This window comes from Hydrogenophaga sp. SNF1 (genome assembly GCF_034421675.1).
Lineage (GTDB): Bacteria > Pseudomonadota > Gammaproteobacteria > Burkholderiales > Burkholderiaceae_C > Hydrogenophaga > Hydrogenophaga borbori.
On record NZ_CP139793.1, the window covers coordinates 1,077,522 to 1,101,134 of the forward strand.

Below are 23,613 nucleotides of genomic sequence, written 5' to 3' on the forward strand. Positions count from 1 at the left end.
CGGCTCAGATCCCCATGTGGGCCCGGTAGGCCTTCCAGAAGCCGCGCACCGACGCCTCGGTGGCGCGCGTGTCCTGCGTTTCGGTGCTGGTGCCGCCCATCTGCACGATGGCGGTGTCGTGCTGCGCCGAGACCGTACCGCGCTGCACGAAGCCGCCGACGCAGCCGTCCTCCATCGAGACCAGGCCCGCGGGCCCGATCAGGTTGCACTGCTTGAGCCGGGAATAGCGCATCTCCGGCGTGTCGTCGGCGAAGCCGATGTAGGTCCAGTTCAGCGCCGTCTCGTCCACGCCCTTGGGCAACACCTGGCGCACCACGATGCTGTTCCAGATCTGGCCGAGCACGAAGCCGGGGAACACCGAGAGGATCTGCAGCGTGATGCCGTCGCCCACCTCGTCGGTGCCTTCGAGGAAGCTGGGGTCGTTCAGGCGGTACTGCTCGTTGTCCGAGCGGATGCCCTGGTCGCGGTACTCCGAACCGGCCTCCTCGGTCTTGTCGATCATGGAATAGCTCACGTGGCTGCCGCCGTCTTCCGAGACGATCAGGCCGCCGCGCTGCGTGAGGCGGTTGACCTCGAAGGTGGTGAGGAACAGGTGCAGCAAGCTCGCGTGGTAGCTGTCCTTCACGTTCTCGAAGTACAGCTTCCAGTTGTTGGGCAGGGCCTGCGTGAAGCGGCCCAGGATCTGCAGCGGCTTGTCGCGCAGCACGCGCTGGATGCGGCCCAGCACGGCCTCGCCGATGTATTCCTCGATCGGCGGCACCTCGTCGCTGAAGCTGCCGAACACCAGGCCGCAGACGGTGGACACGCGCAGCTTGCGCGGCGAATGCGCCTCCTTGCAGAAGCCCTCGGGCATGCCGCCCTTGCCGCCCACGCCGCCTTCGAAGGCCACGCCAGTGAGGTTGCCCTGCAGGTCGTAGGACCAGGCGTGGTAGACGCAGGAGAAGTTCTCGACGTGGCCCGCGTTCTCCAGGCAGATCAGCGCGCCGCGGTGCGAGCAGCGGTTCTCGAACGCGTAGAGCTCGCCGTCGCGGTCGCGGGCGACCACCACCGGCGTCTCGCCGGCGAAGGTGCTGATGTAGTCGCCGGGCCGCTGCAACTCGGCCTCTAGGCAGAGGTAGTTCCAGGTGGCGCCCTGGTAGATGCGGTCCTGCTCGCGCTGGCGGATGGCTTCGTCGCGGTAGATCCAGTAGGGGATGCGAGTCAGGCCGCCGTCGGGCCAAGTCCGCTGGGCCGTGAGGCCGCTGATGTCGATGGGTGCTTCTTGCATGTCGTCTCGAAAGTGGTTCGTGGAGCAGGTGTGCAGCTCCAATGCGTCTCCATAAGTGCGCAATGCGCACAAACAGATATATCGCAATCTGCGAGGTAATTATCGAAGTGGCATCCAGCAATAGCAATGATGATTGGTATAAAGTCCGCAATGCGCACATCTATGGAGTCATCGCATGAAACTGGACCGACGCGACTTCGTGGCCTCGTTGGAGCATGGCCTGGCCGTCATCGAGGCCTTTGACGGCCAGCACGCGCGCCTCACGTTGACCGAAGTCGCCGAGCGCACCTCGCTCACGCGTGCCGCCGCACGGCGCTATCTGCTCACACTGACCAAGCTGGGATATGCCGACTACGACGGCAAGCACTTCTCGCTCGATCTGCGTGTGCTGCGCCTTGGGTATGGGCTGCTGTCGGGTGCACCGCTGCCGCGCAAGGCGCAGCCAGTGCTCGACACGGTAGGCTGGCAGACCGACGAGGTGACGTCGGTGGCAGTGCTTGATGAAACCGCTGTGGTCTTCGTGGCGCGCTCACAGAGCCGCCGCGTGTTTTCGCCCACGGTGGGGGTGGGTACGCGGCTGCCGGCGTACTGCTCATCTGCTGGTCGCGCTCTGCTCTCGCACCGCAGCGACGCCGAGGTGCTGCTGCTGCTCGGTCACAGCCCGCTTACGCAGTTCACGCCGCACACGCGCGCTACGCCGAGTGCGGTGCTCGAGGCGGTGCACCAGGCGCGCGAACAGGGGTATTCGATCAGCGATGAGGAGTACGAGATCGGCCTGCGCTCCATCGCCGTGCCCGTGCCGAATGCGCATGGTCGGGTGGATGTGGCAATGACGGCGAGTGTGCAGTCCGGTCGAATGACGCGTGAGCAGATGGTGGAGCAGCTTCTGCCACCTTTGCTGGAGGGCGCCAAATCGCTCTCAGCCCTCTTGTGATGCCAGCAATGTGGGTTTTGGGCGGCGATGGCACGCCATATCGATGAACTCGATCAGGGAGGCAAGCGCGCTGGCCGAATCCAGACGATTCACCACGGCTACTGCCTTCTGAACTTGAACCCCTGCTGAGGTAGAGCGTTACTACCCCTGCGCCGCTGTCTGGCGCAGGAGTTCTTCATGAAACGCACCCAGCCGAGTTCTGCAAAGCCCAAGTCTCCAGCCGCCAAGAGCCGCGCCAAGTCGCCCCGGCCAGCGTCCGCTCGAAGCGCTGCGAAGCCCAAGCCGCCGCCGGCCAAGTCCACTAAGCCCACCAAGAAACCGCCAGCCACCCGAGCTGCCGCCCCTGAAGCGGCAACTACTCCAGCTCCCGCAACCAAGCAGTCCCAACTGATCATCCTGCTGGGCACGGGCGCCTCCATGGCGCAAATGATCAAGCTGACCGGCTGGCAGCCCCATACCGTGCGCGGCATGCTCAGCGGCTCGCTTCGCAAGCGCCTGGGCCTGAATGTCCAGTACCAGATGGAGGAGGGCGTTCGGGTCTACCGCATCGTGGAGGCGCAGGCCCAATGAACCACCTCGATTCGTTCGACGCCGCCGGGCGCGATGCCCTGGTCTCGCACTGGAAATCCGCGTTTGACCGCGAACCCCCGCCTCGCGTGCATACCGGCCTGATGCGCCGCGTGCTGGCCTGGCACGCCCAGGTCCAAGCCTGCGGCGCCAAGATTTCACAGGCCCGGCCCGCCCACCCCACCTCTGCTCACCCCGCGTCCCCAGCCCTGCGCCCCGGCACCCGCCTGCTGCGCGAGTGGCGCGGCGCCACCCATGAGGTGCTCGTTCTGCCCCAGGGCTTCGAATACGCCGGCAAGACGTTCACCAGCCTGAGCGCCATCGCCCGAGCCATCACCGGCACCCCCTGGTCCGGCCCCGCCTTCTTCGGTCTGAAGCGCTGATGGCCAAGGTTTCTGGTTCTTCGTCGTTGTCCTCCTCAGCGGCCATCCCGGCCCTGGCCTGCGCGATCTACACCCGCAAGTCCTCCGAGGAAGGTCTGGAACAGGACTTCAACTCCCTGCACGCCCAGCGTGAGGCCTGTGAAGCCTTCGTCCTGAGCCAGAAGGGCCTGGGCTGGACGCTGAACCCTAGCGCCTACGACGACGGCGGGTTTTCCGGAGGAAATGTGGAGCGCCCAGCTTTGAAACGCCTGATCGCCGACGTGGAGGCCGGCAAGGTCAAGGTGATCGTGGTCTACAAGGTCGACCGGCTCACCCGGTCACTGGCCGACTTCGCCAAGCTGGTTGAACTCTTCGACGCCAAGGGCGTGTCCTTCGTCTCGGTCACCCAGCAGTTCAACACCACCACATCCATGGGGCGGCTGACCCTGAACGTCTTGCTGTCCTTTGCCCAGTTCGAGCGAGAAGTCACAGGCGAGCGCATCCGCGACAAGATCGCCGCCTCCAAGCGCAAGGGCCTGTGGATGGGAGGAGTACCCCCGGTGGGCTACCGGGCCAAGGGCCGAACCCTGGAGCCCCAAGAGCCTCACGCCAGCCGCATCAGCGAGATCTACAAGCTCTATCTGCAGCTCAACTGCGTGCGCAAAGTCGCCGCGGAGCTAAAAACCCGCGGCTGGCTCACGGCCGAGCGGGAGAACAAACGGGCCGGGTTCACGGGCAACAAGCCCTTCAGCCGGGGGCACCTGTACCGCATCCTGGGCAACCCCATCTACGTGGGGCTGGTGCCGCACCGGGGAGAGAACCACCCGGGGCAGCACCCAGCCATCGTCGACCAGGAGTTGTGGGACCAAGTCCAGCAGCGACTGCAACTGAACCGCCAGGGCACCAAGACCCAGTCCAAGGCGGTAGATCCGAGCCTGCTCGCCGGCAAGCTCGTGGATGAGACGGGAAGAAGGCTGATTCCCTCCCACACCCGCAAGGGCAAGAAGCGCTACCGGTACTACGTCACCCCGGCCGATGACCCGGGGGACCCCATCCGCCTGCCGGCAGGAGAGCTGGAAAAGCTCGTGATCCAGGCCATCGTGAACTGGACGGGCAGCGACAAGCAGGTGCTCGATGCCGTGGGCTGGAAGGACGCAGTGTGGGCCCAGGAGGCCCTGAAAGCGGCCAAGCGGCTGCACCTGGCCGTGCAGCTCTCACCGAAGGCGGAGATCGCCAGCGCCGTGCGCCAGATCGAGGTGGCAGAAACCACCGTGCGCATCACCCTGGACCTGGTCGGCTGCGGGCTCCAGAAAGTCGGGGCAAATCTGGGAGCAGGGCAGGGCGAAGCCCTCATCGAAGTACCGGCCCAGCGCAAGCGCTGCGGCATGGCCGTGCGCCTGGTCATCGGCGACAGCGCCCCAGGCGAGATCAAGCGCGAGCCCGATCCCACGCTGCTGGCCCTCATGGCCAAGGGAAAGACCTGGCTGCAGCAGTTCACCCGGGAAGGGCAGGCGATTGAAGAAATCGCCGAACGCGAGAAGTTCAGCGTGCGCTACGTGAACCGGGTGATCAACGTGGCGCTGCTGGCGCCCGACATCGTGCAGGCGATCGAGCGGGGAGAGCACCCGGCAGAGATCAACACGACCAGGCTGCTCACCTCGGTGCCGTTCCCGGAGGACTGGGCCGCGCAGCGGCAGGTGCTCGGGATGAATGCGGGGATGAACGCGGGGGTGGGTGCATGAGCTGTCCTGAGCGCCCACCACTGACGGCTGGTCGAGGCGGCCGCCAATAGCTCAACCCGCTACTTGCTGGCCTTGCGAAGCTTGGCGTAGCGCGCCTCTGCCAGGCGCAGCAGCTCCGGCAAGTCGATCTCCAAGCCAGTTGCCAACTTGTGCAGAACGGTCAGGGTGGGCTGGTTCTGGGCGAGTTCGACCTTGGCCACGAAGGTGCGATTGACCTCGGCGCGGTGGGCCAGTTCTTCCTGGGAGAAACCCAGCGCGTGGCGCCGAGCCCTGACCTCGGCCGCGAAAGCCTTCATGAGGTCGAGATTCTGGGTCGCGCGCATCCGAAGAATCTCTTCGGAGTGAACTGTTTATGCACCCGCATATATGGTACAAAAAACAACGGCTCCATGACGGCAGTGAGCGGCAGGCCGTCCCAAATCCTTTCTAGAACAAGCATGAACCAGAAACTCAAACACCAGCTTTGCCGTCACGCGCTCTCCCTGGCGGCCTGTCTCGGCGCATTCGGGTCGGCATCAGCGCAGTCCGCCCAGTCCACTCAAGGCTGGCGCATTGACTACCCGGCGCAGCCAGGCACATCGGGCCGGACCATCTGCGTCGGGGCCGGGTGCAGGCAAACTCAGGCGACGCAGAACGCGAAGCTCCTCAAGGCCTGCCTGTACCGCGACACGTCCAGCGCCGGGCTGTTCTCGCGCGGCGAATGGCGTGCGGCCGTGCAGCCTGCGGACGAGTCGCTGTGCCAGGAAGTGCTCTATGCCGACCTGGACGGGAAGGTGCTGAGCCTTAGGGCGCCTCTAATGCAATCCACGGGGCAGTTCCTTCAGGGAGAGCTCTACATCCATTGCACGTCTTCGGATGGGACGGGCGGGGGAGATCCGTGTTCTTCGGAGTTCTTCGCGCCATACCCGGCGAATCCGCGGTACCGGGTGTTGAGGCGGGCTGCGGTGTACGAGGCGGTGCAGCAGTCGAACCTCCTGGCGGCGCTTGAGCAGCACCAGGCCAATCAGCTCAAGGAGCAGGAGCAACGGGCGCTGGCCGAGTACCGCCGAGAGTTCGAGGCCGCGAAGAGGTCGCTTGCGTCGATCAAGGCGTTTGAAGACAGGTACGCCGGCAATGACCCAGACAACCTCATTCCTCAGTTGTCTGGGGTGAAGCGGGAATTGTGGCTCGCGGAGTACCGGGCCCGGTTCGACTCGATGCAGGGTGTCGCGGCTATTGAGGCCTTCATTGCCGACTACCAGGGCGACGACCCGGATGGCAAGATTGGTGTCGCAAAGGTTCGTCTTGAAGAGGCGCAGCGGACTGCTCAAGCGCACGCCCAGGCTCAAGAGGCCGAAAAAGCGGCACAGCAGAAGGCAAAGTCGTTGGCGGAAAAGGAGCGCCAGATCGCATATTGCCACCGTGAAATTGAACTTGCCGAGAAGGCGATTGCACGCGAGCAGCAGGTCGGTCGGGTGTCGGGCTACGTCAACAAGATGACCCTGCGAGAGGCGGGCGAGATGATCGTGTTCTGCCAGGAGCAGATCCCCAAGTTCTATGCCGAGTACCAGCGGCTGGGTGGGAAGAAGTCGCTGAGGGAGCTTCGATGATCCCTACTAGGGCTGCACGATGGGTCGATATCATCCGCTGTATTAGAAGGCCGGCGACGCCTATGCAGCGCCTTCAGTGGGTGGCACCCAGGCTTCGAACTCACCATCTCGGCCACTCTTCGGTCGTTGTGCCCCATCTGCGGCTACCCTCGCCAGCTGGGTATCACTACCCCGGGAGGACCAATCTTGGAACTGCATCTGCACTTGCCAAACACGGAAAATCAGTTGACGGGAGCCTATGCGCACGCTTTCCGTCATGCCGTGAGCCTTTTTGTCGTGTCGGCCTACCTTACCGATTGGGACAGCACGCTTAGGCTCAGTAAGGGCTGCCGGCACTTCCGCCTGATCATCGGTAAAGACTTCGGCATCACCAGAAAAGCCGCCTGCGAGAAAGTCATGAAGTGGCTTCCAGCAGCGCGGAAGACCCAGTTTATGGTCGCGGACAACATTCTGGGGTTTCACCCGAAGGCGATTTTCTGGCAAGAAGGCGACGGCAGATGCTATGCGCTTGTCGGCTCGTCCAATCTCACGCGAGCGGCGTTCGAGAATAACTATGAGGCGAACATCAGTACCGAGATCACGCCGTCCACCTTCGCAGAAGCCAAAGCGTGGGTGAAGGAGATCGAAAGGAATTCAGTCGTCGTATCAGGAGACTGGCTCGCCACGTATCAGGAGAGCCCGGTGCAGCGCCCCACTTCAGCAGGGAAGCGTCCTGGCGCGCCTACCGCCACAAAAGTCCTGCCGCTTCCTAGCCCACCGGACATCGCTGACCTCATCAAGGCGCGGCGCAAACAGATGCGCCGCTATGCGGCAACCCGAGAGCCCTTGCTGCGTCTTTTCCGCAACTGCGCGAACGGCACGATCGACTCCGCCACATTCTTCCAACGACTGCCTGATTTTTGGAGCTGGCATGTTGGGAACCGTCTGCAGGGCGACGGGTGGGAGCGTCGCGGCAAAAGCAGCGACTTTCAGGCGTTGAGTCAGAGCTTCCTTCGCATTCTAGGAACTGATGCGGCAGACCGCGATGACGCAGTTGTACTTGAGATCGACAGCTTGGCGGCGCAGGGCGTCGAGACCCGCCGGGCGTTCTTGTCGGAAATGCTTTGTCTCGCCTTCCCTGCCGAGTACCCGCTGCTGAACCAGCCGGTCATGGACTACATGAAGGCAATACGTTTCAGAGCACCGCGCGGTGCAACTGAGGGCGGGCGCTATCTGGACTTATCGAAGAAGCTGCGCGCGTCGTTGCTGCAGAATCCACGCTACCCAGCCAAGACGCTCGCCGAACTTGACACGATAATCTGGCGGGCCTACGGAAAGGCTGCAAAGCAGCCATCCTGAACCGTACATTGGATCGCGGGAGGTGGCCTCGCAGCGGCTGCTGTCCTTAGGGACCTCAGCTTAAATGACTGCTGTAAGCCAACCAGCCGCCGCTAGAAGACCAAGGTACGTCTGCCCGAAATGTGTCTCGTGGCATCGTGACGGTCGTTCTGCCCGGCCCTCCTCAATGCGTTCATCGTCGTCCGCTGTAGGTCGGCTAGCATGTCTTGCAGCGGTCATGGGTAGACATACGTAAATCGTCCGCGCGCGCTGACCTCGGCATAGGAGCGTCGACGGCGTCTCTCGGTTCAGGTCTCACCATCAACCCTTGCCGACCAGCACTTCTTCTAGCCGCCCATCGGCGCTGCCGTCTAGTCCTTCGCTCGGGCGGCCCAAGCACCTTGCCGGTGGTGACCGTTCAGCCTCATTTGGGGAAAAGTCAATGCAAATGCACGTAGCCAGGCGCCTTTCTGAAGCGATCGGTAGCTGGCTCCACTTGGAGTTTTGCTGCTACAGGGCTGGTCTTTTCTCCGAAAGCGCGTTGAAGGCAGCGGTCGGAAACGTCCTCAGTTCGTTCCCGATTTCAGCGAAGGGGACTCGCGTCCACGCCGACTTCCCACACGCGGCGCTAAATCCCTCGAAGAAGACGGGTCGTAAGCGTGAGGTTGACTACGCATTAGTTCTCGCAGGGAACGGCCTGCCGAAAAGCAATGCAGAGGTGTTGGTTGAGGTTAAGTGGGCGGACTCTAGTCATTGCAGCTCGGAAAAAATCTTTCAAGACTTCCTGAGACTCGCCATCCTGAAGACCGCAGACCAAAATGCAACTTGCGTGTTCATTCTTGCAGGCACACACAGAGCGGTCAATGCGGCCCTTTCGGGCATGCCGTTTCGAACATCGGGCAAAAAGAACAAAGGCATAGCCGCCTCAGGGGCAAACAGACGTATCACCTTTGACAGGTCAAATACTGAGCATGTCGCGTCGTTTGCATCGTCAATCAGAGAGTTTTCGGCGGCCGGCTTCATATTGCCGCGATCCATCGTTACGCGTTCTCACGGACTACATCCAATCCAATCTGAAGCCGGAACCGTCGACTTTCAGGCCATCGCTTGGGAAGTGGAGTCTGTGTCCTCAGTCCCACTCAACTCTGGGAAATGGTGAACGCTAATCACCAGTTGCCAATTCCTTGCATTGATAGGGCATCCCCCGGCCAGCCGGTCAATGCCTCTTATTTCAAACGTTAGGGCGCATAGATGACTGACACCGTACCGCCGTCGCGGCTTGCTATGCGCGAAGCCCTCGCTCTTTCCGATGAGGTGCTGCGCAATATCGAGCTAAGCGAAATTCCCCTTGCCCGCTCCGCCCTCAAGCTCAGTCGACTAGCCCGACTCTTGAACGACTTTGAGCACCAGAGGATCATGGAACTCGAGGCGAGCGGCTACCCAACAACGCCATCTGGAGTACCGACGGACGTCTACAAACTAGCGGTTCGGGCCGGGCGCGAGTATCAGCTCAAAGACCCGAAGTCCGGAAAGATCGAAAAGTACATCTATGCGACATCTATCGAGGAGCTAGAGCTCGAAGCAAATTCAGCGCAGGCTGCACTCGCTGCTGCTCGCGATCCAGATGTCTCAGTCGCGTCAGCGAACCCAAACCAGATGGTGTGGAATCCTTCTGGCAACGCACTAGAACGGAACACGATCCGCACGAACGCTGCGATGGCGCAACGGCGCCTGTCTAGTCGCCGATCCTTCCTCTATGCCTACGCGCTAAGAACAAATCACGAACTCAAGTTCTCGGGTATCGCCGATGACATCTTCTCCCGCGTACGAGAACGGGTGGATCGTGGAATCGGCGAGAACGTACCCGCGGCCGTGCAGAAGCTCTCTGCCGTCTACGACAACCTAAACTCAGACAACGCGGAAGACTGGTCAAATGCCGTACACAGTTGCCGTCGGATCCTGCAGGATCTTGCCGACTCGATCTATCCCGCGCGCGAGGACGCTGTAGTGGACTTTGCCGGCAAGCCAAAGACAATCAAGCTTGGCCCAGATAACTACGTCAATCGCATCATCGCATTCCTGCAGGAACGCTCGAGCTCTACGAGATTTCAAGAGATTGTGGGAAGCCACCTCTCTTACATTGGTGAGCGGCTTGACAGCGTTTTTCAAGCTGCCCAGAAAGGCTCTCACGCCTCAGTCACACGAGATGAAGCAGATCGGTATGTGGTCTACACCTACCTCGTAGTGGGAGATGTACTCAGTCTGTTGTGATGCGCTTCTATGGGGCACATTCGATGCGCAGGACCAAGGCGACATCTATTTACAAGCGGACCAAGAATCTGCGTACAGTGCAGTTGTTGCTTGGCAACTCAAGGCTCGAATCAACGGCGGGATATCTGGGCATCGAGGTTGACGATGCCCTGGAGATTTCGGAGCAGACCGAAATCTGATCTGTCCTCAACGTCCTTCATGCTCGCTGGAGGCCCCGTGGCACTCCTGGCGGGTGCATCGCCGGCTTGGCTTGTCGACGAATCAGCGGCGAACTGATCGGCGACCGGTTTGCAGGGAAGCGGACGCTAGGCGGGGATAGTCTGAACTTCCGAGTTCAGTCTAAAACGGGCGTCCGCGCTAAGCTTGCGGGAACCCCCGACGCTGTCATAGTCCAGCCGAAAGGAGGCGCCGATGTACTCACGCGCCGCTGCCTACGTTCGCATGTCGAGTGACCGACAGGAACTGTCAATCGGTACCCAGCTGGCGGCTATCCGCGCCTACGCCGAAGCCCAAGAGCTTGAGTTGGTGCGAATTTACGAGGATGCTGCCAAGAGCGGGCTCAACATCGCCAATCGGGAGGGCATGAAGAGCCTTCTGCGCGACGTTATGGACACCCCTCGCCCCTTTGACACCGTGCTGGTCTACGACGTGAGCCGCTGGGGGCGTTTCCAGGACATCGACGCGGCCGCCTACTACGAGTACACCTGCCGGCTCCATGGCGCCAAAGTGATCTATGTGCAGGAGGCCTTTGGCGCGGACGAAGAGCCGATGACGGCCCTCCTGAAGACGCTTAAGCGCGCAATGGCGGCTGAGTACTCCCGCGACCTGGGTGTGAAAAGCCGTGCCGGCCAGGACAGGGCAGTGCATCTGGGCTACCAGATGGGGCAGCTTCCATGCATCGGACTGACGCGGATCGCCATCGACCGCCTCGGCAACAGGCGCCCGCTGGCCAGGGGGCAGTGCAAAGCCATGCAGAGCGAACGCATTGCCTGGGTGCCAGGCCCGCCTGCTGAGGTTGAACTGACCCGCAGGATCTTCAGCCTCTACGCCGACCATAATGGCTCAATCAAGGGCGTAGCCCAGCAACTGCGAATGGAAGGGCGAGTAGGGCAGGATGGCCAGCCGTTCACAACGGCGCGAGTTGACAACCTGCTCAGGTGCGAGGCGCTGGCCGGAAACTTCGTCTGGGGTAGCGAGCGTTACGCCGCGGGTCCGGCAAAGAAGCGGCGCCCTCCCACACGTGCTGACAACGTCATTGAACCGGTGATCCCCGCCGACCTTTGGAAGCGCACCCAAGAGAGGCTGTGGGTGCGCCGCCGGATCCGACGGGACAAGGAACAAATGATCCAGGTGCTCCGGGAACGCCTGGCGGAGAACCCGGGGCTGAACTGCCTAGATTTGGAGGCCATGGGCGTTCGATCGACACGCGCCTACGTCAATGCCTTTGGCTCAGTGTCCCGGGCGCTGGAGTTGGCAGGACGCGATCCCAGGGTTGTGCGTGCGCAACATGAGCGCCAGAAGTTGGTCGGCAGGCGGGTCGGTGACCGAATTGGCCGAGACGTCGCTGAGTTGATGCAGGCCAACGGCCTGAAGTGCCGCCAGCACCCTCGCAGCCGGGTGCTCGTGTTCAACGAGGCCGTTCGCATGCGCTTGCAGGTGCTCTGGCCTCGAATCAACCGTGGTGTGCGGCGCTGGCACGTACTGAAGGCGCGGCGGCCCATCGCAGACTTGGTGTTGCTGGCGCAAATGGACGACGAAGACCATGCCATGCGCTTTGTGTTGATTGATCGAACCGAATACCGCAACACAACGCCATGGCTTGACGAGGACCTTCCACCCTATCTAGCGTCGATTGCGACGGCAGTCAGTCTGGTCCACGCAGTTCAGAGCCGGTTGGGACACCTACTACCGCGGGCCTAGGCCGTTTGAGCACCTTCGGACGGTGCTGGGGGCTCGTTCTTCTGCTCTTGGACGATCGCAAGCGCGACCAGTACTGAGACCTCCTCGGCGGCCTTTTTCCAAGACCAGGCTTGGGGCATCCGGCCGACGTCGGTCTGTTCAAGAGCGAGAACGACTCGCTGTTCCAAGGTGTCGCGCAGAGCAGTGATCCTGGCTGGATCTAGTGATAGGCCCTTGGCAATGCGATGCGCCATGATGATGTCCAGGGCAAGGCGCATGCTCTTGCGAAGCTCTATAGGATCGAAATGCTCAGGAGCCATGCCCAAAGAATACCCTCATATGAGACGCGTCGAGTGGGGCGAATCGACTCCATGAGAGCCCGCATTTTCGGGATGAACGGGCGTTGTCCGGAATGGGCGACCGGTTCCTCGTTGAAATCATCTGCAGGTAGGACGCTTTGGATTGCCTGTTGGCGCGATGAGGATCGACGGCGAGAGGACCTTACGCGCTGTGGGGAGCGTCTATGTCCATAATGACCCGGCTTATGAAAGGAATCGCGTGACGAACTTTGCAAACTCGCTGAAGGCTGAGGTCTCTCGTCTTGCCCGGAAGGAGTTGAAGACCGAGGTTGCAGCGCTCCGCAAAACGACATCCGCCCACAGGTCGGAGATTGCGGCGCTCAAGCGCGACCTGAAGTCGCTGCTGGCCGAGGTGAAGCGCTTGTCCAAACAGCGCAGTCAAAGCCCTGCTCGTTCAGGGAATATTTCAGAGGACGACAGACCGAGACGCGGCCGCCGCGCGAAGTACAGCGCGGAAATGCTGGCTGCCCTTCGTAAGCGATGGGGCCTCACTCAAGCCCAAATGGGCCAGGTCGTCGGCGTATCCTCGCTATCCATCTACAAGTGGGAAAGCGGTCAGGTCACCCCCCGTCAGTCTCAACAGGACAAAGTCCTGGCATTGCGAAATGTGGGCAAGCGCGCAGCGGCAAAGCTGCTGGAGGCAGCGTGACATGAGTGAAGTCGAACAAGCGATCGCTTGAGTTGCTCCCGTGACGAGGCCAGAGGTGTCGGAGGAGGCCGCTGAGAGGCCCCTTTCGTGGGGGCCGACCGCTGCCGGACGTCTTTTTACTTCGCCGTTGAAATGGGTCCTCTCGCTCGAAGGGGATGCCTTTTCGCTGGACGTTGATGGCAAGCAGATCCGGGAGGATGTGCGACAGCTCAAGCAAATTGCGGTCAAGCCCGGGATGTTCTGGGCCAGGGTTCGCCTGGACCGCTTGGATGGCCGGTCAATCGAGCTTGGTGCGATCCCCAATGCCCACGCAAGAAGACTAAAGGAGGCGTTTGATCAGCGCTTCCAAGCGATTGCCCACCGAGACTTCGTCGCCGAGCAAATCCGGCTCTTTTGCGCGGAACTGAAGCGGCTCGCCGTGTGGTTCAACGACTTTCTTCAGGTGTCTCGGGAGCAGCTTCGCATGAGAGGCTGGGTCAGCAGGGAGTCGTACCAAGCGTGTGCACAGGCACGACCAGAAGGCATGGAGCGCCTGTTGGCCGTGCCAGAGGTGCGCCGGCACCTGGAGGGGTTGAGCACAAACGAGCAGAAAATGGTCGAGGTCTGGTCGAGACCGCTCGAGGACACAGTCCGCGCCCTCAACCAAGGTCAGTTGAACAAGCAACTGGTCGAATCGCGACAGTTCTTTAACCAGGTCGAGAAGCAGCCGTTGACGACGGAGCAGGCAGAGGCTGTGGTCTGCTTCGACAGTCGTGTGCTGCTGGTGGCATCGGCCGGTTCGGGAAAGACGTCCACCATGGTCGCCAAGGCGGGCTACGCCTTGAAGAACGGCTACTTCGACGCTGAGAAGATGCTGCTTCTGGCCTTCAATAGCGACGCCGCGGCGGAACTGCGCGAGCGGATCAAGGCCAGGCTGACCCCTTTAGGATTGCCGGCTGAAAAGATCGTGGCCAAGACCTTTCACGCCTTTGGCCTTGACGTCATCGGCGCGGCAACCGGCAAGAAGCCCTCTCTTGCCCCATGGGTGGAGTCTGGTCGCGACCTTGACGCCTTGCTCTCGATGGTCGATGAGCTCAAGGACAAGGATCCAGCATTTCGCTCTGCCTGGGACATGTTCAGGCTGGTATTCGGCCAAGATCTGCCCAAGTTCGGCAAGGAGGAAGAGGCGCCTGATGCCTGGGACAAGCAATCCAAGACCATGGGCTTTTGGACCTTGAAGGGCGATGTCGTCAAGAGTCGGGGGGAGCTGGTCCTTGCCAACTGGCTCTTCTACAACGGGGTGAACTACCTGTATGAAGCGCCGTACAAGGTAGAGACCGCCGACGCCAAGCACCGCCAGTACCAGCCGGACTTCTACCTCCCGGATGCGGACGCCTATCTGGAGCACTGGGCTCTGGACGCAAAAGGGGAGCCACCGGAGACGTTTGCCGGCTACAAAGAGGAAATGGCGTGGAAGAAGCGCACCCACGCGGAGAACGGTACGAAGCTGCTTGAGACCACCATGGCGGATCTGTGGTCTGGCAGGGCGTTCGACTACCTCAGCAAAGAGCTGGTGGCACTAGGAATCGCACTCGACCCGAATCCGGACAGAGAAGTGACCGGGCGCCGCCCCATTGAAAATCCGCGACTGGCCAGGACGATCCGCTCCTTCCTGACGCATGCCAAGAGCAATCGGCTCACAGTGGATGACCTGAGAAAGCGGCTGGGTGAGGGTGTCGCAGGCCAGTTTCAGTTTCGGCACCAGATGTTCCTCAAAATCTTTGAACGCATTTGGGAGCGGTGGGAGGAGCGGCTCCATCAGGAGAAGCGCATCGATTTCGAGGACATGCTCAACTTAGCCGCGGATCACCTGGAGCAGGGGCGGTACTACAGTCCCTACGAGCTTGTGATGGTGGATGAGTTTCAGGACGCCAGCCAAGCCAGGGCCCGCCTGGTGGCCGGACTGGTGAGAAAGCCGGGTCGATACCTGTTTGCCGTTGGAGACGATTGGCAGAGCATCAACCGATTTGCTGGTGCGGACCTGTCGGTAATGACGGACTTCGAGCGCTACTTCGGCAAGACTGAGACGCTCAAGCTCGAGGCGACCTTTCGGTGTGGCCAGGCGCTGTGCGACCTCACCAGCCGTTTTGTTCAGAAGAACCCTCGGCAGCTCAAGAAGAACGTGCGGTCAAGTCGGCCCAACGTGGCGCAGCCTGTGCGGATCGTCAGCGTTCCGACGGAGCATGAGATTCAGCAGGCCGTTGAAGCGCGCGTGGCGGAAATTGCGAAGGAATGGGTCGCAGGTGCGGCGCCGGTCACGGTATACGTTCTCGGGCGGTACAACAAGGAACGGGATTACCTGCCGAGGCATTTCCCACGCGACAAGGTGTCGGTAGAGTTCATCACCGTGCACTCATCGAAAGGGCTTGAGGCGGACCACGTCATCCTGCCTCGTGTGACGGCCGAGACATTGGGTTTTCCAAGCAGGGTTGTGGACGACCCAGTGCTGAGGCTGGCGATGCCTGGTGGTGATGGCTTCGAGTTCGCAGAGGAGCGACGGCTCTTCTATGTGGCGCTCACTAGGGCCCGGAAGACCGCCACGCTGATCACGTTGGCCCGAAAGGAGTCTTCCTTCGTCGCGGAGCTGATGAAGGACTTCCAGATCAAGGTGCACAACCTGGACGGCACCGAAAACTCGAGTGAGCCCTGCCCGAAATGCCCAACGGGCTTCCTAGTACCTCGAAGAGGACGATTTGGCCCTTTCTTTGGTTGCTCAAACTTCAGTTGCAGCCATACGCAAAGTGACCCCGCAGCTCGAGAAGAGCGGAATCGTTGGAAGGCAGCGATACGGCGGTAGGCCACTTGCCAGCTTATCAAGCGGGGTCAGGTCTACCTTGCGCAATTGCTGCTGAAGGCCGTTGGCGCTGGTAACAGCCCAAAGCAGGCAGGAACGACATCCGTAGAAGCGCTACAAGTTACTGCATAAATATACAGTAGAAAGGCGATTTCGCCGCTGTCTCGACCGACAAGGGGTGTGCGGGTGAGAGTTCAACTGTCATGGACTGGCCGCTTCGACCGTGCGCCAGTACACGCTCACCCTCGTCATACCGGGTAGACCATCATGTCGAGGCTTGTTACTCTTAGAAACATGGATGCGCGGCCCGGTCACTGTCGCCGCGCTGGATTGACAGGGAGGAACACTTGGATCTACAGAATCTGGCAATCGAACGGGTCATCTTGCACGAAGTTTTCCGACGCAACGACGACCGGTTACGGGTGCAACCACAGTACGGCGAGGCGCTAGAAGCGCTTGATGTGCCTGCGCTGGAAGCTCTTTGCGATCGAGTAATAGCAGCGATGTCACGGTCTGATCGATGCATCGAGATGACGATTGCCAATGTGGGTGCAAACAGCATGGCTAGCGTGATTGGCCAGTTGGTGGATGCGGACGACGCGCTGTACGTACAGCATTCGAGGCAAGTTGCAGACCTGTTGGCAGACGCGCAGAAAAGCCGAGCCATTCCTGGTGGCGTCGTTGTCGCGTTCTCAGGTTCGTTCGGAGCGCCTAAGAGACGGATCGTCGGGATTATCAAGGCTGAAGTCCACACTGGCTTTATGCGCGACCAAGCTGACGGCCGCTTCATTCTAAAGTTTTTGGACAAGTTGCTGCTGACCCCTCAGACCAAGCTCTACAAAATTGGCCTATTCGTTGAGTACGCTCCGGGCGCCGCCACCTTTGGCGAGGCTTGGAAGGCATACATCTACGATGAAATGATGACGGTGCGTGATCGGTATGGTGCAGCTCAGTACTTCTATGAGGGATTCTTGGGCCTAGCATTCCCTGAATCAAGTGCGAGGCATACGAAACAGTTTCACGACCTCACAAAAAATTTTATCCGATCGATGGGCGTACCAGAGGAGGAAAAGATCGCCCTCCACAATGCGCTGATCACCTACTTGAAAGTGGACCAGAGTCCCACCGTCGAAGTAACTGCGTTCGCCACCGCATATTTCGGTGATCCCGAGCTGCAAGACGCGTACGAAAGCTACATGGCGCAGGAAGGGTTCCCTGACACTGCCGTCAACAAAGATCTGGCAGATGTTCAGAGTTCATTGAGGACGAGGCGTCTTGTGTTCCGCAATCAAGTTAAGGTTATCGCACCCGCGGAGGGTTTTGACGATCTGATCAAAATCGAAGTCACAGATGGTGAGCAAAACGGTACCGGTGAGGTGCCTAAGTGGACCAAGGTCACCATCAAGGATCGAATTGCCGCACAAGAATGAACGAAGAAGAGTTTCTCGCGCGGTGGAATGCTGAAAAGCAGAGTTACGCTGTGTGGGGCTCCTTTGTCGTCTCGCAGGTGCTCGAAGGGCTGCGTGCGCTTGATGTGTCCATTGACACCTCGGTCTTCATCAAAATCCCTCCCGCGCCGAGACTGAAAGGAGACGACTCCCTTGTCGGCAAGGCGTTCCATCGCAACAAGGGGTATGCCGATCCCTACGGAGAGATTGAAGACAAGATTGGAGTGCGCTTCGTCGTTCTGCTTGCCTCGGATGTTTTGAAGCTGCAGCACGTGATCGAGAGCTCGACGGTTTGGCTCTGGAGCCTGGACAAAGACTATGAAGCAGATCGCGAACGACGGCCCCTAGAGTTTGCCTATCAGTCCAAGCACTATGTGCTGAAGGCCCGGGAGAAACTCAATGTGGATGGCGTCTCCGTCGAAGCGGGAACCCCATGCGAAGTTCAGCTTCGCACTCTTCTTCAGCACGCACACAGTGAATTGACCCACGACAACATCTACAAGGCACAGACAGGCACGACGGTCAGCAACTCCGTCTACAGGACAGTGGCTAAGAGCATGGCGCTCATCGAGGCCGTAGACGACTTTTTCGAGCGCGCACTGCAGCAGTTGGGGGAGGCGACATCTCAAGAACGCGCCGCACTAAGCTCGTTAGTCCATCTCTACGACAAGCACATCAAGCTGGCCCCGGGAAGCGACTTGAGCAATGCGATGGTCATTCATGCGTTCCGCGATTCACTGAATGAGGACATGCACGCAGCGATTGAGGAGATGCTGCGCGAGAAGCCTTTCATCGTCGAGCAAATTCAATCCAGGTACGGCGCGAACCATGGCTTTCGACAGCCTTGGATTCTTCTGGCTTACTTGGAAGTGTCAAGGCGGCCCAATCAGGCCGAGGCGCTGTGGCCACTAACACCCATGGAGTTGAATCCAGTTTTCCGGGGTTTAGGTATTCGTATGAGAAATTACTGACTGCTTTATACCAGCGAGCGCAAGTTCAATGTATAGCTGTGCGATGCGCTCATGTATGAGGTGCGCTCCTTCAAACAGTAACGGGGCACTTTCGTGCATTGGGGAAGCTTCTCCTTCTTCAAAAATTCTGCATATTGCCGCCTCTGGCGATGTGCTGGCCCGATGACAAGACAACAGCAAGCAACTACTTCATCTCACAGTTCAAGAACTGTAGACCTACGATCTTGGGAGTGTCGGTCTAAACTCGAAGATGGAGGCCTAAACCGACGACGATAGCTGGGGGCTTCTGGTACCCACAGAGAGACATCAACAGGGAGTGAGATGGCCAAGAAAATGCAGGGCAACGACGCACGATTGCGTCAGGTCCTTCGGGAGACTTTTCGCGCGGACCGCCAAGTCAACGAAAGGTTGGGACCACTTAGGCAGTTGCTAGGTACGCGGCCTGCAAGCGAATTTCGACGCATTTTCACGGCCTTCAAGGCTGCGGCTCCGAGTACTCATCGCAACCTAACGGCGCTGGGAGCTAAGCACCCCTGGGACCTCGTTTGGCTGCGAGAGCCTTTCCCGCTGCTTGACCTTGCGGGCGCGTTGAAATGGGCCGGCCTATGGCTGCGCGGCCACGGCGCAAAAGTCAATGAGTTCAGGGCCTTTTCAACGAAGGTCGAAACCCTAATTACCTCCGGAAACGAGCTGGAAGCACTTGGCCAGTTAGATGCATTCGTTAAAGCTAAGGGATGGAGCCTTTGGGCTGTTGAGATCCGGGCTGCTCTACTGCAGGCCACGGGCGGTACAGCTTCTCAGCGAGAGTGGCTTTCTCAACTCCAAGAGCAAGCTCCGAATAGCATCCCTGGGTTGCTTTTCCAAGTTTTCGGTGACCGAAACGATGACACCTTCTCCCATGAAGCGGTCTATGGAAAGTGCCAGACCTCGTTCCCCAGATTCGCTGGACTGGCACCGTGGCTGGTGGACTACTTGTACTTCCGTGCGCTCGGTCAAGTGGAGGAACCGAGGAAGGCGTTCGCGGGCGTGCTCGCGAGGGATATCTCGTCAAGTCTCATTGATTACTATGAAAGCGTTATCGAATGTCTGACGCACTTGGAGACCGATGAGTCCTTGGCTGATCTGAGGCCTGCAGGTCGCGACCTCATCCGAGAACTAGTCGAAGACGGCTATATCGACACGCGCTTAGACAAGATGCTTTTCATCCTCTCGGAGGGGAGCGTCGAGCCATTGCTCGTAGAAACTACGAGCTCACCAGCTTGGCTTGGCTACTTGTCTAGCGATCAATGCACGGAGGATCAAGGGAGGTTTGGAGAAATATGCGTGGGGCTCGCAGAGACTCGCGCCAAGGGCGCTGCGGCTTACGACCTAGTTGGGAAGCTGCTTAAATGGGCCGTCAATCACAAGGTTCTGGATGTCGGCGCCGCTGTAGCGGCTTCTGGCTTAGACGCCTGCGCAAGAACTCCAGACCGGCCACTGCCGCTGTCCATCTCGGTGGCACGCTCGAATGTAAGACTGGAAGACGCGGCGGCGTGCGGAGAAGCGACCGCCATAAGCATCCTCCGTTCTGTCTTCCCCGACCAGTTTTCTCGGGAGCACAGTCGTGTAGCCGACGCCCTTGTGGAAGTAGGTGTTCAAGAATTGCTGTCGCAGTACCCCGCTGTGAGCATGGCTCACCTGTGGTGGGCAATTACCCTGAAGAACGCCGGACATCACGACGAACTTTGGCCACTGATTACCTGGTTAAAGCAGTTCGGTGGGTTCTGGACTAGGAAGGCGACGGTCATCGAGGTGGATGTCCTCTGCGCTCGCGGAGACCTCGAAGGAGCTGTGGCAACAGTAGAGGCTTGGGTGCGTGCGGACTCCAAGTACGCATTCGAATTCAACTGTGAAGCTATCTTCGATGGAAGAGGTTGGAGAGTGTGGAAAACCTTGGACCCTGTCAGAGTTGGTATCGTGGCCCATTGTGCCTTTGTAGCGACCGGTACAGCTGCGATCGCATACATCTGCAAGATGGCTTGCCGAATGTACTTGGAGTCCGGGCGGCGAGATTCCGTGGTGGAGGAGTATGAAGCCGCGACGGACGAACGCAAGGGACAGTTGATAACTTTCCTGCGCGATGTCTGGATAGAAGACAACCTTTCGATGTGCCACCGTTTCCAATCGACCTCAGAGGTCCGTGTTGAAAGAATGGGTGCTCTCCAGTTGCTTATAAACTGGGAGAGTTCCCGTGAATCGGAGTACGCAGAAGCAATCAAGGAGCTGACGTTCGACCAGACGATGCAGCGTGGACTAGAGCAAATCGATCGCACACGCGTCTTTGTCAACGAGTCGGCAATTACTCGCTGGGCGGAGAAGGAGGTCGCGCAGGACTACGACCGTTGGCGCCGGCTTGCTGAGACCCGAGCTGGGGGGCGTGAGGTAGACGACCTCCTACGGCAGTATGCGTTGGACCCGTCGAACGATGAAACACTCGCGGCGCTCGCAAAGGGCAAGCCGACCGCTGCTGATGCGATGCTGATGGACATGGTGGACAGGCTGTATCAACGCTTTTTGTCCGATCCAACAGACGGGCTTGACACTTTCCTCAGTCTGCGTATCCGACACGGAAGCTTCAAAGGAACCTTGTTGGGACCCCTTGAAGAGCAGGGCTTGCTCTTCGGCACCGGGAGCAGCTATTCCGACGAAGCATTCACGGAGCGTTGGGGTGACACCCTGATGTTGTCTCCTCCCGATATGAATACGTTGGCGTCAGAAGTTCATCAGTTCTCTCTGGACCTGCGCGCATGCATTGATGACTTCGTCAGTGAACGCATCCAGATTGGGCGCGCGGACAAGCCGCGTGGGGCATTTCAGGCCCAAGTGCCGCCGATGGCGGCAAGGCTCCTGGCAGTAGGGTTGGCAGAACGGCCCGCCACCTTCTCGGCGTTTCTGGGCACGGCCTATTTCGTTTTCTGGAAGCTGGTTGAGGTGGCACTGAGCGAGCTCCGAGCAGAGATTTTGGAAACGCTATCAATACAGATTCGCACGCGCATAGACCAGCTAATTCAGGCTGTGCGGGGTAGAGGCGCCAAGTGCCTATCGCTGGTTACTACGCTGACGACTGTTTCCACGACGACCATCTCGCAATGTGAATCGGTGGCAGAGTGGTTCCGCCTTCCAAAGGCTGTTGAAGGGGAAAAGGTCGAGCTGAAAGATGCCATAGACATCGCGACGGCTTCCACCCGCAACGTGTACCGCTCGTTCGGCGCAGATGTTAGTGTCGTCTCTCTACCCGCCGTCCGCTTGCCGCTGACGACCAATGCATTGGCCACAATCACGGACTGTCTATTCGTTGCATTCGAGAACGCATGGAAGCACTCCGGACTAGGCAGCGCGCTAGACGTGGTCTCAGTGGAAGCATTCTTCGACAACACACCGAAGATCCTCACGCTTTGTGTAAAGAGCAAGATTTCTTTTCAGCGGCGCAGGGAACTTCTTGATGGCGAACTCGATGGGTTGCGTCAGAAGTATCTAGGAGAACTCCCGTTGGAGCTGATCAGCGTTGAAGGAGGGTCTGGTTTCCCGAAGCTTTCCCGACTAGCTCGAGCAGTCCCCAAAGATTTCAACGACAAGCCATTCAACTTTGGTGTCAATGAGTACGGGTGGTGGACTACTGTGTCCTTTCCGCTCTACGAGCGTGAAGGCGTCTATGAGGCCTATGAGTAAGCCCGTGATTCTGGTTGTTGAGGACGACGAACCGAAGCTTCGCTCTATCGTCGGCATGATGAGGGAGCATCTGCAGGATCGCTTCGAGATTGCCGTGACGGAGTCTCTGTCCGGTGCTATCGAGGTGCTTTCTAACAACTACGTGGTTTTTGCCATCATCGATATGTCTTTGCCGACGTATGACTTCATCAAGGACAAACGCGGTGGTGGAACCCCTCAAGGCTACGGCGGAGCAGACATCCTCCGATTTATCAACTCTGAGACCGAAGAAACTCGAACACTGGTTCTCACTCAGTACGAAGAATTTTTGGTGAGTAAGGGTGGGCAACGGCGTGACACCAAGAGCTTGGAGGCCATGCTTCGGGCGGAACTTGATGAGCGTTTTCTCGGTGTTGTTCACTATGACGGTCAGCATGGCGCTTGGCGAAGGACGTTGCTGCAGGCGCTGATTGGTCTTGACATCGAGAAGGGTGAGCCATGAGAGTTCTTCTGGTGGATGATGAGCAACATAAGCGTGAAGCACTCTTGAATTTTCTTGCTTCCAAGGGCGTGGAGCGGGAGAGCATCGTCGTCGCAGAACATGCCGCAGCGGCACGCGTGAGACTTAATGAGAGTGCGTTTGACGTATTGCTGCTTGACGTACTTCTCCCTAGCAGGGCAGGTGCTCGGCCCTCTGGAGAGCATTCGGTTGAACTTCTTCGACAGATTGTCGAGGACGGAACTAGCACTGCCCCTCAGTTCATCATCGGAATCACTGCAGATGCTCAAGGATCCGTGGACTACGCTGCCGAGTTCAAAGCTCTTGTAACTCATGTCGTTCACTTCAATCCAGGTGACGGTGTCTGGCAACAGATGCTTTCCGTCGTTCTGCAATTGCTTAAGAGACAAGAACAGGCAAAGCAAGCGAATGACTACGACGTCGTTGTCCTGGATGCGTTGCGGTCTCCCGAACTCGAGACTTTGCTAGAAGTTTGGCCAGTCCAGCTTGGTTCCGAAAAGTTGCTCTGCCGGAACATCTTGCACAGCACTGGGACACTTGAACTCGATGGAACTACCAGGCGTGTGGCTTGTGCACACCTTTCACAGATGGGCCCGATCGCATCGGCCCATGCTGCAGCGACTCTTCTTACCGAGTTGCGGCCACGTTTGCTAGTCATGACAGGGATCTGCGGAGGATTCTCGAAAGAGGTCTCTATCGGCGATCTGGTTATTGCCGACAAGAGCTGGGACTGGCAAGCTGGCAAATGGACGGAGGGCGGGACGCTTGCGCCGTCCGTTGATCCACGAGATGGGGCGGCCGACCTTGTTGCCTACGCTCGGACCATAGAAAAGGCGGTAAAGGTTGCATATGACCGATTCACGGGCCATGAGAAGCCTGTGACCGCCCCCAGGCTCGTAGCAGGTCCCATGGTCACCGGCAGTGCGGTCGTGGCGTCCAACGACATTCAAGAAGTGTTCAAGGGCCAACACCGCAAGATGGCAGGTGTTGATATGGAATGCTACGGTATGTACTACGCAGCCTCCAACCACGCGGGAGCTCCCGTCCGGACGCTCTGCATCAAGGCAGTTTCTGACTTGGCTGACCGAGCGAAGACCGATGATCTTCAACATTACTGCAGCTACATCAGTGCTGCGGCGATGCTTGAGGTTGTGCGCCTCCACTTCAGAGACGCGCCTGCATAGGAGCAGGCTAAATC

The 23,613-nt window shown here is 59.4% G+C and carries 19 protein-coding genes and 1 pseudogene; 17 read left to right on the forward strand and 3 right to left on the reverse strand.

Features of this window, described 5'->3' with window-relative positions; translation table 11 throughout:
• Positions 1–4: 4 nt before the first annotated feature.
• Positions 5–1,267: an aromatic ring-hydroxylating dioxygenase subunit alpha gene (locus SOM08_RS05250; RefSeq protein ID WP_322470181.1), complete on the reverse strand. Its 1,263-nt coding sequence runs from the start codon at positions 1,265–1,267 to the stop codon at positions 5–7.
• A gap of 175 nt (positions 1,268–1,442) precedes the next feature.
• Between SOM08_RS05250 and SOM08_RS05255 the strand changes: the two genes are divergently transcribed.
• The 4 genes from SOM08_RS05255 (at position 1,443) to SOM08_RS05270 (ending at position 4,872) form a co-directional block, all read left to right on the forward strand.
• Positions 1,443–2,201 (forward strand): IclR family transcriptional regulator domain-containing protein, encoded by a 759-nt coding sequence (locus SOM08_RS05255; protein WP_322470182.1) that lies wholly within the window; start codon positions 1,443–1,445, stop codon positions 2,199–2,201.
• A 177-nt stretch (positions 2,202–2,378) separates the two neighbouring features.
• A complete protein-coding gene (locus SOM08_RS05260) occupies positions 2,379–2,771 on the forward strand; it encodes a DUF3489 domain-containing protein (protein WP_322470183.1) in 393 nt (130 codons plus the stop codon).
• A complete protein-coding gene (locus tag SOM08_RS05265) occupies positions 2,768–3,151 on the forward strand; it encodes a DUF2924 domain-containing protein (protein ID WP_322470184.1) in 384 nt (127 codons plus the stop codon). The genes SOM08_RS05260 and SOM08_RS05265 overlap by 4 nt, the downstream gene beginning before the upstream one ends.
• Positions 3,151–4,872, forward strand: a complete 1,722-nt coding sequence (locus SOM08_RS05270) for a recombinase family protein (RefSeq protein WP_322470185.1) — start codon at positions 3,151–3,153, stop codon at positions 4,870–4,872. The genes SOM08_RS05265 and SOM08_RS05270 overlap by 1 nt, the downstream gene beginning before the upstream one ends.
• A 59-nt stretch (positions 4,873–4,931) precedes the next feature.
• On the opposite strand, the gene SOM08_RS05275 is transcribed toward SOM08_RS05270, so the two are convergent.
• Positions 4,932–5,195, reverse strand: a complete 264-nt coding sequence (locus SOM08_RS05275; RefSeq protein WP_322470186.1) for a helix-turn-helix transcriptional regulator — start codon at positions 5,193–5,195, stop codon at positions 4,932–4,934.
• A 114-nt stretch (positions 5,196–5,309) separates the two neighbouring features.
• Between SOM08_RS05275 and SOM08_RS05280 the strand changes: the two genes are divergently transcribed.
• The 6 genes and pseudogenes from SOM08_RS05280 (at position 5,310) to SOM08_RS05305 (ending at position 11,969) form a co-directional block, all read left to right on the forward strand.
• A complete protein-coding gene (locus SOM08_RS05280; protein WP_322470187.1) occupies positions 5,310–6,461 on the forward strand; it encodes a hypothetical protein in 1,152 nt (383 codons plus the stop codon).
• Between the two features lie 186 nt (positions 6,462–6,647).
• Positions 6,648–7,799 (forward strand): phospholipase D family protein, encoded by a 1,152-nt coding sequence (locus SOM08_RS05285; protein ID WP_322470188.1) that lies wholly within the window; start codon positions 6,648–6,650, stop codon positions 7,797–7,799.
• A 421-nt stretch (positions 7,800–8,220) separates the two neighbouring features.
• Positions 8,221–8,937 carry a hypothetical protein gene (locus SOM08_RS05290; protein WP_322470189.1) on the forward strand — a complete coding sequence of 239 codons (717 nt, stop codon included), beginning with the start codon at positions 8,221–8,223 and terminating at the stop codon, positions 8,935–8,937.
• A 92-nt stretch (positions 8,938–9,029) separates the two neighbouring features.
• Complete coding sequence (locus tag SOM08_RS05295) at positions 9,030–10,049, forward strand: hypothetical protein (protein WP_322470190.1); 1,020 nt, start codon at positions 9,030–9,032, stop codon at positions 10,047–10,049.
• Between the two features lie 8 nt (positions 10,050–10,057).
• Positions 10,058–10,228, forward strand: a pseudogene (locus tag SOM08_RS05300) (integrase); the annotation flags it as partial.
• 232 nt (positions 10,229–10,460) lie between these two features.
• A complete protein-coding gene (locus tag SOM08_RS05305; protein WP_322470191.1) occupies positions 10,461–11,969 on the forward strand; it encodes a recombinase family protein in 1,509 nt (502 codons plus the stop codon).
• Here SOM08_RS05305 and SOM08_RS05310 read toward each other — a convergent pair.
• Complete coding sequence (locus SOM08_RS05310; RefSeq protein WP_322470192.1) at positions 11,966–12,268, reverse strand: hypothetical protein; 303 nt, start codon at positions 12,266–12,268, stop codon at positions 11,966–11,968. The two genes, SOM08_RS05305 and SOM08_RS05310, sit on opposite strands and share 4 nt — an antisense overlap.
• A 238-nt stretch (positions 12,269–12,506) precedes the next feature.
• On the opposite strand from SOM08_RS05310, the gene SOM08_RS05315 reads away from it, so the two are divergent.
• From SOM08_RS05315 to SOM08_RS05345, 7 genes are all read left to right on the forward strand, one after another.
• On the forward strand, positions 12,507–12,956 hold the full coding sequence (locus SOM08_RS05315; RefSeq protein WP_322470193.1) for a helix-turn-helix domain-containing protein: 450 nt from the start codon (positions 12,507–12,509) through the stop codon (positions 12,954–12,956).
• A gap of 127 nt (positions 12,957–13,083) precedes the next feature.
• Positions 13,084–15,792, forward strand: coding sequence for a UvrD-helicase domain-containing protein (locus tag SOM08_RS05320; RefSeq protein ID WP_416186998.1), 2,709 nt, complete (start codon positions 13,084–13,086; stop codon positions 15,790–15,792).
• 344 nt (positions 15,793–16,136) lie between these two features.
• Positions 16,137–17,219, forward strand: coding sequence for a nucleoid-associated protein (locus SOM08_RS05325; protein ID WP_322470195.1), 1,083 nt, complete (start codon positions 16,137–16,139; stop codon positions 17,217–17,219).
• Positions 17,216–18,208 (forward strand): RelA/SpoT domain-containing protein, encoded by a 993-nt coding sequence (locus SOM08_RS05330; RefSeq protein ID WP_322470196.1) that lies wholly within the window; start codon positions 17,216–17,218, stop codon positions 18,206–18,208. Before SOM08_RS05325 ends, SOM08_RS05330 begins: the two co-directional genes overlap by 4 nt.
• A gap of 321 nt (positions 18,209–18,529) precedes the next feature.
• Positions 18,530–21,916 carry a hypothetical protein gene (locus SOM08_RS05335; protein WP_322470197.1) on the forward strand — a complete coding sequence of 1,129 codons (3,387 nt, stop codon included), beginning with the start codon at positions 18,530–18,532 and terminating at the stop codon, positions 21,914–21,916.
• 4 nt (positions 21,917–21,920) lie between these two features.
• Entirely contained in the window at positions 21,921–22,397 is a 477-nt protein-coding gene (locus SOM08_RS05340; protein ID WP_322470198.1) for a hypothetical protein, read from the forward strand.
• On the forward strand, positions 22,394–23,599 hold the full coding sequence (locus tag SOM08_RS05345) for a response regulator (protein WP_322470199.1): 1,206 nt from the start codon (positions 22,394–22,396) through the stop codon (positions 23,597–23,599). The genes SOM08_RS05340 and SOM08_RS05345 overlap by 4 nt, the downstream gene beginning before the upstream one ends.
• The last annotated feature ends 14 nt before the right edge of the window (positions 23,600–23,613 follow it).